This window comes from Kosakonia sp. SMBL-WEM22, from assembly GCF_014490785.1.
Lineage (GTDB): Bacteria > Pseudomonadota > Gammaproteobacteria > Enterobacterales > Enterobacteriaceae > Kosakonia.
Window position 1 is genome coordinate 751115 of record NZ_CP051488.1, and the last position, 12105, is coordinate 763219.

The 12105-nt window shown below is 53.3% G+C and carries 12 protein-coding genes; 4 read left to right on the forward strand and 8 right to left on the reverse strand.

Translation table 11 applies throughout. The features are described 5' to 3' along the window. Positions 1–86 precede the first annotated feature (86 nt). Positions 87–1751, forward strand: coding sequence for a methyl-accepting chemotaxis protein (gene tsr, locus HF650_RS03625; RefSeq protein ID WP_187801221.1), 1665 nt, complete (start codon positions 87–89; stop codon positions 1749–1751). Positions 1752–1785: 34 nt separating this feature from the next. On the opposite strand, the gene opgB is transcribed toward tsr, so the two are convergent. The 7 genes from opgB to HF650_RS03660 all read right to left on the reverse strand — a co-directional run bounded on the left by opgB (position 1786) and on the right by HF650_RS03660 (position 7994). After that, entirely contained in the window at positions 1786–4074 is a 2289-nt protein-coding gene (opgB, locus tag HF650_RS03630; RefSeq protein WP_187801222.1) for a phosphatidylglycerol--membrane-oligosaccharide glycerophosphotransferase, read from the reverse strand. A 217-nt stretch (positions 4075–4291) separates the two neighbouring features. Continuing rightward, positions 4292–5029 (reverse strand): DNA replication protein DnaC, encoded by a 738-nt coding sequence (gene dnaC, locus HF650_RS03635; RefSeq protein ID WP_023480325.1) that lies wholly within the window; start codon positions 5027–5029, stop codon positions 4292–4294. Between the two features lie 2 nt (positions 5030–5031). Then, the gene (gene dnaT / locus HF650_RS03640) at positions 5032–5571 is read right to left on the reverse strand and encodes a primosomal protein DnaT (RefSeq protein ID WP_187801223.1); all 540 of its coding nucleotides are present in this window, start codon (positions 5569–5571) and stop codon (positions 5032–5034) included. Between the two features lie 165 nt (positions 5572–5736). Then, a complete protein-coding gene (locus tag HF650_RS03645; RefSeq protein WP_042715761.1) occupies positions 5737–6165 on the reverse strand; it encodes an organic hydroperoxide resistance protein in 429 nt (142 codons plus the stop codon). 80 nt (positions 6166–6245) lie between these two features. Beyond that, positions 6246–6701, reverse strand: a complete 456-nt coding sequence (locus HF650_RS03650) for a MarR family transcriptional regulator (RefSeq protein WP_187801224.1) — start codon at positions 6699–6701, stop codon at positions 6246–6248. 52 nt (positions 6702–6753) lie between these two features. After that, entirely contained in the window at positions 6754–7227 is a 474-nt protein-coding gene (locus HF650_RS03655) for a threonine/serine exporter (protein WP_187801225.1), read from the reverse strand. Further along, entirely contained in the window at positions 7218–7994 is a 777-nt protein-coding gene (locus HF650_RS03660; RefSeq protein ID WP_187801226.1) for a threonine/serine exporter ThrE family protein, read from the reverse strand. Before HF650_RS03660 ends, HF650_RS03655 begins: the two co-directional genes overlap by 10 nt. A 545-nt stretch (positions 7995–8539) precedes the next feature. On the opposite strand from HF650_RS03660, the gene HF650_RS03665 reads away from it, so the two are divergent. Further along, positions 8540–9253 (forward strand): LuxR C-terminal-related transcriptional regulator, encoded by a 714-nt coding sequence (locus tag HF650_RS03665; protein WP_187802597.1) that lies wholly within the window; start codon positions 8540–8542, stop codon positions 9251–9253. 20 nt (positions 9254–9273) lie between these two features. Further along, on the forward strand, positions 9274–9894 hold the full coding sequence (gene bglJ, locus HF650_RS03670; protein WP_187802596.1) for a DNA-binding transcriptional activator BglJ: 621 nt from the start codon (positions 9274–9276) through the stop codon (positions 9892–9894). Positions 9895–9944: 50 nt separating this feature from the next. Here the strand turns inward: bglJ and HF650_RS03675 are convergent, their stop codons facing one another. Continuing rightward, entirely contained in the window at positions 9945–10403 is a 459-nt protein-coding gene (locus HF650_RS03675; RefSeq protein WP_187801227.1) for a YbaK/EbsC family protein, read from the reverse strand. 336 nt (positions 10404–10739) lie between these two features. Here HF650_RS03675 and HF650_RS03680 point away from each other — a divergent pair, with 336 nt between their 5' ends. Beyond that, positions 10740–12083 carry a PTS transporter subunit EIIC gene (locus tag HF650_RS03680; protein WP_187801228.1) on the forward strand — a complete coding sequence of 448 codons (1344 nt, stop codon included), beginning with the start codon at positions 10740–10742 and terminating at the stop codon, positions 12081–12083. Positions 12084–12105: the final 22 nt, after the last annotated feature.

Genomic DNA, 12105 nt, shown 5'->3' on the forward strand with positions numbered 1-12105 from the left:
ATCCCTACAAAATAGTGCATTTCCCCATAAAGTTTTTCCCTGCCAGGCCGAAAATCTACTTACTATCTATAAGGAAAGAGAATGATATGTTAACGCGCATCAAAATCGTTACCAGCTTGTTACTGGTACTGGGATTATTTGGCCTTTTACAACTCACCTCCGGCGGATTGTTCTTCAACTCGCTAAAGCAAGACAAAGAAAACTTCACCGTCCTTCAAACCATTCGACAGCAACAATCCACGCTTAACGGCAGCTGGGTTGCGCTGCTGCAGACCCGTAATACCCTGAACCGCGCGGGTATCCGCTACATGATGGATCAGAACAATATCGGCAGCGGCGCGACCGTTCCGGAACTGATGCAGATTGCCAGCACTTCGTTAAAGCAGGCGGAAGTGAACTGGAATGCCTACCAGGCATTGCCGCGCGATCCACGTCAGAGCGAAGAGGCGGCGGCGGAGATTAAGCGTAATTACGATATCTACCACAATGCGTTGTCAGAACTGATCCAGTTGCTGGGCGCGGGCAAGATCAATGAGTTCTTCGATCAGCCGACGCAGAGCTACCAGGATGGCTTCGAGAAGCAGTATGTCTCCTACTTACAGCAGAACGATCGTCTGTACGACGCCGCCGTGGCTGACAGTGAGAGCTCCTACGGGTCTGCCATCTGGATCATTATCAGCGTGCTGCTGGTCGTGCTGCTGGTGATTATCGCCGTGTGGATCGGTATCAAACGTGCGCTGATCGCACCGCTGAACCATCTGATCGATAATATTCGTCATATCGCCGGTGGCGATCTGGGCCAGCGCATTGAAGTGCAGGGCTCTAACGAAATGGGCGTGCTGGCTGACAGCCTGCGCCATATGCAGGGTGAACTGGTGCGCACCGTTAGCGACGTGCGTAATGGCGCCAACGCGATCTACAGCGGTGCCAGCGAAATCTCCGTCGGTAATAACGATCTCTCTTCACGTACTGAACAGCAGGCTGCTTCTCTGGAAGAGACCGCTGCCAGCATGGAAGAGCTGACCGCGACGGTGAAACAGAACGCCGAAAATGCCCGTCAGGCGAGTAACCTCGCGCTGAGCGCGTCGGAAACGGCGCAGAAAGGCGGCAAAGTGGTGGATAATGTGGTGCAGACTATGCGCGATATTACCTCCAGTTCGCAGAAAATCGCTGACATTATTAGCGTGATTGACGGTATTGCCTTCCAGACCAATATTCTGGCGCTCAACGCCGCGGTGGAAGCAGCGCGTGCTGGTGAACAGGGCCGTGGTTTTGCCGTGGTTGCCGGGGAAGTACGTAACCTTGCCCAGCGCAGTGCCCAGGCGGCGCGTGAAATTAAGAGCCTGATTGAAGACTCTGTTGGACGCGTTGAAGTGGGTTCCACGCTGGTTGAGAGCGCCGGTGAAACGATGGATGAGATCGTTAACGCCGTTACCCGCGTGACCGATATCATGGGCGAAATCGCCTCTGCTTCTGATGAGCAGAGCCGTGGTATCGACCAGGTTGGCCTTGCCGTTGCCGAGATGGATCGCGTCACACAGCAGAACGCCTCGCTGGTGGAAGAGTCAGCTGCGGCGGCGGCTGCGCTGGAAGAGCAGGCCAGCCGTCTGACGGAAGCGGTTGCCGTCTTCCGCCTGATGAACGAGCAGCGCGCTGCTGCGAAAACAGCTGGTGGTATCAAGGCCTCGCCAGCAGTAGTGCCGCGTAAAGCGGTCGCGACCACCTCTGGCGAAAACTGGGAAACCTTCTAAGTTCCCGCAGCGCCCTGCTCTGCAGGGCGCGCTTTTACCCTTCGCGTTTCACCACTTTTATCTCTACCAGACCAATCCCCAGCTGACGCGGCGCATGACCGAGGATATTCCCTTCGTTGGTCGACTGCGGATCCGGCGGCACAATTACCAGCTTGTTACTGCCCGCGCTATTGGTGAAATGCAGCGTGGTGGTGCTCACCTCATGGCCGAGCGTCAGCATCTGTTCTTCACTGCCGACACGTACCGGAATTGGGCGATTGGCGTTATCACCAAATGCTTTCGCGGTAATCACCAGATCGAACTGTGGCGGCAACGGCTGCTGATACTCAATGGTCACCTCTTTGCCAAGCTGCGCATTTGACCAGCGCCCCCAGGTCTCCGGGCGTGAGATGCCGTTAAACTTATTCACCTCTTCCGGCGCGCCCGCGACATTAAAGATAAAGCTGTCGGCTTTATAGCGAATGTCATCATCCAGGATCTTCAGCGTATCGACGCTCTTCTGGTAGCGGGCGGTATCGATAACCGTCTGCTTAAACGCCGTTTTGCCCTGCCACTGCGATTTATCTACGCGCTGCACCTGCTGTTCGCCGCCCAACTGACCCTGCGAGACGCACCAGTCGGTTGAGAGCGCCAGCTCAGGTGCCCAGAGACGCGCCATTTTGTAGCAGCGATCGACCCAGACAAAGTTGTCACGCGGGGCGAAATCCGCCAGCTGGAAACGCAGCGGCGCGGAGTATTCGCTCTCCGGCAACGGCTCGATTTTCTCCGAGACGCGCACCAGCAGCGGCAGACGGAACTGGCTGCCGGAAAAGGTAATCGTCTGTTTTTCCCCGTTGATGGTGAAATCCTTCATCTCTTTGGGGAAGTTCCACAGGCGAATAATGTCCGGCTTCCATGCCAGCACTTTCTGCTTCATGTTCAGAAAGACGGCGGAGAGGGACTGGCCAGAGAGGCTACTACGACCGAGGCCGAGGAAGTTGTCGCCGCCGAGAATATCAAGCACGGTTGCGCCATTATCCAGCGTGCTGCGTTTGACGCCGGAGAGATCTTGCTGCGGCTGGTCACCGCGCAGTATGAAGAAAAGATTGCTGCGATCCTGCTTGTTCAGGTACTTCCAGGCGCTGTTGTTCATCGCCAGATGATCGGAAGAGACCACAATGACCGTATTTTTAAACCACGGCGACGCTTTGATCCGGTTAATCAATCTGGCGATATTTTGCTGGCTGCAGGTCACTGCGCTGAAAGATTGGTTCACTTTGTCATCATAACGGTAGCTTTTACGGTCGCAGCCGCGGGAGATAAAGCCGTCCGGGTGGTGGGTGTCCACCGTCAGCGCAAACAGGGAGAAGCGCTTCCCGGCGCGTGAGAGGGATTCATACTGCTGCCAGACGGTATCCAGCACCGTATCGTCGTAGAAACCCCAGTCGTTGCGATAACGGGGATCGGCAACCTGGTTTTTCAGCTCCTCGGCGCCAATCAGATGGTCAAAACCGTGGGATTTCAGGAACACATCTTTACCGGCAAAACGCAGATTCGCCCCCTGGATAAAGTGGTTCTCATAGCCGGAGTTTTTCAGGATATCGCCGAGGCAGAGGTTTTGCGGAAAAAAGCTGGAGACCGAGGCGGAGGCATTGCCTTCGAACGGCGCGAAGAGCGGAATACCGCACTGCGAGGAGACCATGCCAGCGATGGTGTAATCGGTGCCGGGCAGCTGTTCGGTATGGCTAAAGTCGAGGCTTTTCGCTTTCAGCGCGCCAAGCTCCGGCGTCAGTCCGGGAAAAGTATCCTCATTAAAGTAGGTGCGCTCCAGGCTTTCGCCGTAGATATAGACCAGGTTCAGCTGTGGGTTAGGGATCTGCTTTGCGGGCACTTTGTACCAGGCAGCAAAATCGGGATCGCTTTCGCGGGTTTGCGACTTCACTAACTCCGTTATCTGGCGAAACGCCGGGCTGGCATCTACCGAGCCTAAGGCCAGCGCCAGCGCTAGCAGGCTGTAACCGAAATGGTGGGGCATATGGCGGCGACGGCGCAGCACCCAGCCGAGGGCGCAAAACACCGCGACCAGCGCCAGCACTAAGCCTGCGCCGGGCAGGAGATATTTGCCGATACCCGCACCGGTCAGGCTGTTAGTCAGGGTGTAGATCACCGCATCGTTAATGCCGTCGCCGGTAAAGTAGTTGCTGGCATAAAGGGTGATGTTTAATAGAACAAATAGGCCTAATACCAGCAATGTGGCGCTAAACCACCACGTATTGCGGCCTGCTTTCAGAGCATAAATCGCCACCGAGGCGATAAACAGGAGAAGAGAGAGCAATCCGGACAACCGTTATTCCTCAAAAGTGCCAGATATTACTGGCCATGAATATTTGTAACAGGAAGCATAATTTAATGACGATGTCACGCACCTGCAATTGTAGTGTCATCTTATCGGCGGTTGATTCAGAATTGGTTTAGAAAGCGGGAAAGGTGATCGCTATCGCACAGCAAGAAAGGGGTAAAAACGCCGCGTTGGGGAGAACGCGGCGTTGAAGGGGATGGTTTTAGTACTCTTTACCGGTGACGCGGCTGCGGTAGCTGTCCCAGTTAAAGATGACCCACAAACTGTTGCCGAGCCGCATGCGATCCATTACGCGCTCGCCGAGTAGCTTATTCATTTCGTCCATATTGCTGTTGGTTAGCATGCCGGTCGGGCGTTTCGATGAAGAGCGGCGGTCAACAATCTGATTGATGATCACTTTTTCGTAACGTGACTCGGTCTGCATACCAATCTCGTCAATCACCAGCAGGTCAACGCTGCTTAAATCATTCAGCAACTGCTCTTCGCTGCTTTCACGGTTGCCGAAGGTCTCTTTCATCGCCGACATGATGTCCGCCACGGTGATAATCAGCACTGACTTACCGCGCAGCAGCAGTTCGTTGCAGATGGCTGCGGCAAGATGATTTTTACCGGTACCCGGTTTGCCGGAGAAGATAAAGCTGGCGATGTTGCCGTCAAACTCTTCGACATATTGCCGCGCCTGGCTGAGGGCGCGCATCTGGCCTTCCGTCTCGACGCGATAATTATCAAAGGAGCAGTTTTGATGCAGAGGACGGATGCCGGACCGGTTAAAGGTGCGCTGCATCTTCATGGCGCGGTTTTCACGCTCCAGCGCCGCTGAACGCAGTTCGCCCTGCTGCTTTTGCCAGGCCATCAACTCTTCGCTGTTTTTGAACGCCGGTTCGACGTGAGCCGGGATCATCTTTTGCAGCCGCTTCATCAATTCGCCAACGTTTTTCATCGCTAACCTCGAAAGCCAGGTGGAATGTGGTTATCCGGTTCAGAGAGCGTGTTGATATCGCGCTTCGCCGCGCCGCTCTGGCTACTGCGCCCGATTTGCAGGCTGCGCGCCAGCTTCTGCTGCCACTGCACGTGATGGAAGACTTTGCCCTCCGCCTGCCAGTAGGCGACAAAAGAGGCCAGCTCTTCCGGCGTGGGCGGTTGCGTGAGCGCGATGCCCCAGAGCGCGGCAAGGCGCTGGAAATCGGTATCCGGCTGCCAGCCTGGATACATAGCGAATTTGCCCATTGGGACGCTCACCGGTGCGGTGGTGGGCTCATCATAGAATTGCGCATCAAGCGACACGTCGCTTGCCGGGCGCGACAGCTGCGCTTCCAGCGCCAGCAGCTGTTCAAGGCGCTCGGCGGTGAGTGCGTAAAATGCGGGGCTGTTATTTGCAAATACGGCGACGGTACCGCCTTCCGCGCGCGCCAGTATCGCGGCGTTATCGCGCATAAATTCATCAATGCCGATAACATTCGACGTCAGGATTCTGGAAGACATAACACGTTCTCAAACAGGGTAACGACAGAAAGAGTGGCGAGCGCAGTAGAGGCCGCCGACAGAAAGGCACATAGTACCACAGCGCGTGGAAAGGGGAGCACAGCATGAAAAAAGCCGGGTTACCCCGGCTTTGTTATTTCCTAAAAATGCTGGCTAATAAATGCATTACGCGATGATGTTCAGCGTAACGTCGATATTGCCACGGGTAGCATTGGAGTAAGGGCAGACGATGTGCGCGGCGTCGACCAGTTTTTTCGCTTCGTCAGCGTCCATCCCCGGCAGGTGAATGTTCAGTTTGGCTTCAATACCAAAACCGGTCGGCAACGGGCCGATACCCACTTCACCTTCGATAAAGGCCTCTTTCGGCATGCTGATCTTGTCGCGGCCAGCCACGAACTTCATCGCGCCAAGGAAGCAGGCAGAGTAGCCAGCGGCAAACAGCTGCTCCGGGTTGGTCACTTCACCGCCTGCGCCGCCCATCTCTTTCGGCACACCCAGTTTGACGTCGAGAACGCCGTCAGAAGAGGTTGCGCGGCCGTCACGGCCTCCGGTTGCTTTGGCTTTGGCAGTGTAAACCACTTTTTCTAAAGACATGACAGGTTCCTTATTATCTTGAGTGTTTGCTATAAAATAGCGTGCGATTTATTTGTTGACATAAATCCCTGTAAGGGAATTTATGCCTGGTGAAACTGTTGGCGGAACTGCTCCAGCTGCTTTTTGACGTCATTCAGCGTCGCATCATCGCAGGCCACCGCGCAGCGTATCGCTTCCGGGATGGTTTTTGCCTGCTGCTGCAGTTCGCGGCCACTTTCGCTCAGGGTGATGACCACCTGGCGTTCATCATGGCGCGAGCGCTGTCGATCGATCAGCCCGGCGCTCTGCAGGCGCTTTAACAGCGGCGTCAGCGTGGCGGAGTCGAGGAACAGACGCTCGCCAATCTCCGACACGGTAATATCATCTTTCTCCCAAAGCACCAGCATGACCAGATACTGCGGATAGGTCAGGTTCATCGGCGTTAACAATTGCCGATAAAGCTTATGCAGCGCCAGGTTTGTTGAGTAGAGTGCAAAACAAAACTGGTTATCTAACGCGAGCTGCCCGGTCGCGGTGGATGTTGAGTTTTTCTTCATGTTTTTAAATATAGGTAGTGTGCGATTTAATTGCAAGATATTTTTAGGCGACTTAAACACGCGGGCGTCTGCGGTAGATCCACAATCCCGGCAGCGATAAACCTATCGACAACGCACCAACGATTGAGCAGGCCTTCAGAAAGTTGGTCAACAGCAGGATCATTAATGCTTCACTGTAGCCAACGTGGCTGATTTTCACCGCCGAGATCATCGCTGTGTAGGCTGAGATACCTGGAAACATGGGAATGACCGCTGCCACCGTAAAAACCTTGGGGTGCGCCAGATACCAGCGCGACCAACGGATCCCAATACAGCCGACCAGCATTGAGGCGACAAACGTTGACCACTCGATATTAAATCCCCACTGCATCATGGCAAAGCGCGAGCCGTGGCCAATTGCGCCAAGTAGCGCGCACCAGCACAGCGCGCGGTGAGGGACGTTAAACACCATTGCAAAACCGACCGCCGGAATAGCGGCCAGGAGCATATCTTGTGCCAGTGCGTAGAAGAACGAAATTATATCCATCCGCGCAGCCCCCAGAGTGTCATCGCCATCACCACACCGATACAGGTCGCGAGCGTTAACAGGCTGGCAATCGCCCAGCGCGCCAGCCCGGTATTAATATGCCCTTTAAACATATCCGCGACAGAGTTGATAAGCGGAAAACCCGGCACCAGCAGCAGCACACTTGCGGCCATCGCCACTGTTGACGCGTGCAAAAATGCGGGCAGGGTTAGCATCACCCCGGAAATTGTGGTGGCGACAAAAGCGGTAATACAGAAGTTGATTTGCGGGTGCATATGCCTGCCTGCTAACAGCAGGCGGACATACATCGCAACGCTGCTGGCGCAAAAGGTGATAAACGCACCATCCCAGCCGCCGCGATTGAGCTTGCAGAAACAGGCGCAGGAGAGCCCGACCATCAGCGTTACCAGCCAGCGCGGATAGCGCAGAGGTTTAACCTGGGCGAAGCGCTTCTCAACATCATGGAGATCCAGCAGCTTATGCTCGGCGAGGATCACAATATGCTGCACCTCCGTCACCACATGCATATTGATGCCGCGATCGCTACTTTTGCGCGTCGAGGTCAGACAGTGGCCATCTTTAATGGTGGTTAACACAATGGCATTTGAGGAGATCAAGCTCTCTACGCTATCCATGCCGAGCGCTCTCCCCAAACGGGTCGAAAGCTCCTCCACCAGCGCACTCTCTGCGCCGTGCTGTAATAAAAAAAGGCCGCACTGAATACACAAGCGCGTAATGGTTCGCTGCGTTGAGTGATCTGTTTGCATGCTTACCCTGATTATCTCGTCATGCTGCTCGCAAAGGGGGAACGGAACACCTCTTTTTAGCACAGGAGCAGGACAGGCTGGCGCTAATGCAGATCAAGAAGTGTGCGATAAATTTTGATAATAATTTTTCTCTTTGTATTTACCGAGTCAATATTTCTAGGAGTTTTATCAAAAGGACATATAAACGGCGACGATATATTACGGATAAACCTGGTAAGAGTTAATGTTCCTACTCTGAACGCTGGCTTAAATATTCGTTAAAATTATCGATCTTTTATTAGTTATATATAATCTGATTGTTTCCTTTTAATTATTTTATTTTTAATAAGGCACTAAGTATTTGAAGAGTCATTGTGCTATGTTGTCACGCACGTTGGCAATATTATGATTTTTAATATTTATATTAAATTGCTAATCATAAATTCCAACAATTCTTATAACGGCTGGTTCGGAACATTATTGCTAATTTACGCATTATTGGTACCGATTGAGTAAATACTCATAACGAGGATTGATAGAAAGCGCAAATGGAAGCGGAGGTTTTTATGCTATCACCAGGCGGCAACCACGGGATTATTATTAGCCAGGCTCCCGTACTAAGGGTCGGTATTGGCAGCATATTAGAGCATCATTTTCCTGATTATCCGGTAACGCATTACGCGAGTATAGAGGAGGTCACGCTACCGCAGTTGGCGGATAGCAGTTTGGTTATCGTTGATTTCTCTGGTGGCGGGCGGGCTGTGCAGCAACGCTGTGAACACTATTACACATTAATCTCGCAATGCGATAAAACGCGCTGGCTCTTCTTTATTTCTCCGGAATTTTATCCTGATGCGGTGGACTTTTTAATCCAACCGCAAAGCATGCTTCTCGCCGATATTGAGCCAATAGACAGCGTGATTAGTGCAGTCCGTGGTGGAGAAGAAAACGCTTTTAAAGTGAGCCCGACGCTACTTTCTGCGGTAAGGCAGCACTGCGCAGAGACGCCGGCGCCGCGAAGATTACTCACCTTTTCGGAACGTAAAGTGTTACGCCTTCTGGGAAAAGGGTGGGGGATAAACCAAATCGCCATGTTGCTCAAAAAAAGTAACAAAACCGTCAGCGCCCAGAAAAATAGCGCAATGCGACGTTTATCGCTGCGCAGTAATGCAGACTTATACACATGGATTAATAGCCATCAGGGTATGAAAGAGCTGAATTTGGGATCAGCATATGGAGACCATAATGAATGGAAAACATTAGCCAAGCGGGACATGTAGCCGTCATTGAGAAATGCATGATGAGTCGGGAAGGGTTGCAGAGTTTATTCAGCGAGCCCATTTTTGCAAACTACTCTTTTCATTTTTTTAAGGATCATATTGCCTTTCGGCAGGCATTAAAAAAGTCCGCCTATTTCTCGGTCATCTATTCGCTTTTTGGTCAGCGGAAGGAGCGCCGCGAATGCCTGATGTGTCTGCATCTGCTCTCTCTCTCCTGGCCGGGCGTGCAACGCATTGTGCTTGCGGGAGATGACAGAGAAGCGCGGCTGGTGGGGCATCTTTCGCCGTCGCGCCTGCACGGCATTTTAAGTAAATCATCAGAGCTGCCAATGCTGCTTGAGCAACTCATCACGCTGCTTGGCGAAACCCGGCGGGTTAACGAAAACATGATTAACCATGGCTACGTCAACCAGTTTCGTATGCTAAGCCCAACCGAAAGGGAGATTTTGCACTATATGACGCGCGGCTTTTCTGTTGCAGAGATCGCCTCGCAGCTGGACCGCAATGTGAAAACCATCCGCGCGCACAAATTTAATGCCATGACAAAATTGGGCGTGACATCCGATGTTGGTTTACTTGATGCCGCGGATATTCTGACCTGGATTCCGCCCACTGCCCGGGCGGCATCAGAGCTGATGTAGCGCTTGTAACATTGCGCGTAAGCGCCAGGACCGGGCCTGGCGCAGCAACTTTACAGGCAAACATCAATCCACTTTGCGGAAGTCAGCTCCGCCATGCGTTCCGGCGAGATACGAACCGCGCTATGTATAGCGCCCGCCGCCGGTAACACTTCCGGATATTGCTTTAGCGAGATATCGCAATAGACAGCCAGCGGGGTTTCCAGTCCAAAAGGGCAGACGCCACCGACTGGATGGCCGGTAATGGTGACCACTTCATCACTGCTAAGCATCCGCGCTTTGGCACCAAAGGTATTCTTCAGTTTTTTATTATCAAGCCTCGCGTCGCCTTTGGCGACAACCAGAATGACCTCGTTTTTCACCTTCAGCGACAGCGTTTTGGCGATCTGTCCCGGCTCGACGCGATGGGCCGCCGCAGCCAGCGCAACGGTCGCCGTACTTTGACTGAGTTCAATAATATCGATATCGGGGGCGTTATCGGCAAAGAATTGCCGCACGGACTGCAAACTCATGATGTTCTCCTGCAAAAGACCGCAGCTAATCTGTCACAAGCGAGTTATCTCTGTAAATAATCCGCCATAACAATCCTCTTACATTACGTTTCTCGATCCCCTTCACAATCGCGGAAACCGGTTACATGAACCAGTTGCAGTGTTCTCGGGGCAGGTTAATACTCATTTTGTCACTCCCCCTGACCCAAAAATAAAAAGAGCCTCCTATGAAAACTATCCTACTCAGTTGTAATGCTAGTTTGCCTGGCGCCATGGTTTTAACCATCCGAAACCGATCGCGGCACGGCTGCACTGCTGCTGTTGCCATTACCTTGCAACTCTGACAGGAGATCGACGATGTCTGCTAACCATGCTGCGTTTAACCTTATCTTTCGGTTTATTGAAAACTACGTCAGCCCGATAGCCGGGCGTATCTCTTCTCAGCGCCATGTTATGGCCATTCGCGACGGCTTTATTTCCGCGATGCCCTTCATGATCGTCGGTTCGTTTTTACTGGTGTTTGCTTACCCGCCTTTTTCGCCGGATACCACATGGGGCTTTGCCCGCGGCTGGCTGGATCTGGCGAAGCAGTATGAAGGGCGGATCCTCACTCCGTTTGATATGACCATGGGGATCATGTCGATCTATATTTGCGCCGCTATCGCCTATAACCTTGGCAAGCACTACGCGAAGACATATCAGCTTGATCCCTTTATGTGCGCGATGCTATCGCTGATGGCGTTTTTACTCGTCGCCGCGCCGAAAACCAGCGGCACGCTGCCGGTGGACAGCCTGGGCGGCACCGGGATCTTCACCGCTATCCTCGTGGCAATCTACTGCGTTGAAATGATGCGTTTTCTGAAGGCGCACAATATCGGCATCCGCTTGCCGGACCAGGTACCGCCGATGATCAAAAACTCCTTCGATCTACTGATCCCGGTACTGGTCGTGGTGCTGACGCTCTATCCGCTCAGCCTGCTGATCCAGTCGCAGTTCAATATGTTGATCCCGCAGGCGATCATGGCGCTGTTTAAGCCGCTGGTATCAGCAGCAGACTCCCTGCCTGCAATCCTGCTGGCGGTGATCATCGGGCATCTGCTCTGGTTTGCTGGTATCCACGGCGCAGCGATTGTCTCCGGCATGCTGCAGATGTTCTGGCTGACCAATCTTGGCATCAACCAGAGCGCGCTGGCACAAAGCGCGCCACTGCCACATATCTTTATGGAGGCGTTCTGGACCTTCTTTATTGTGATCGGTGGCTCGGGGGCAACCATGGGGCTGGTGTTCTGCTATCTGCGCAGCCGCTCGGTGCATCTACGATCGATTGGCCGTCTCAGCGTTGTGCCGAGCCTGTTTAACATCAATGAACCGGTGATTTTCGGCACGCCCATAGTGATGAATCCGGTATTTTTCATTCCGTTCCTGCTGGCGCCGACGCTCAATGCGATCGTTGCCTGGGCGGTGATGAAGATGGATTTGATTGGTCGCGTGATTTCCGTTGTGCCGTGGACCGCGCCCGCGCCGATTGGCGCCGCGTGGGCATTAGGCTGGGATTTCCGCGCTGCCGTGCTGGTTCTGCTCCTCGCCGCGATTTCTGCGGTCATCTACTACCCCTTCTTCAAAGTGTATGAGAAGCAGCTACTGGAGCAGGAAGCGGAAGAGGCGCGTCGCGCAGAAGAGGAAAATCAGCAGGTTGCCTGATACAAAAAAGGGGCGAATCATC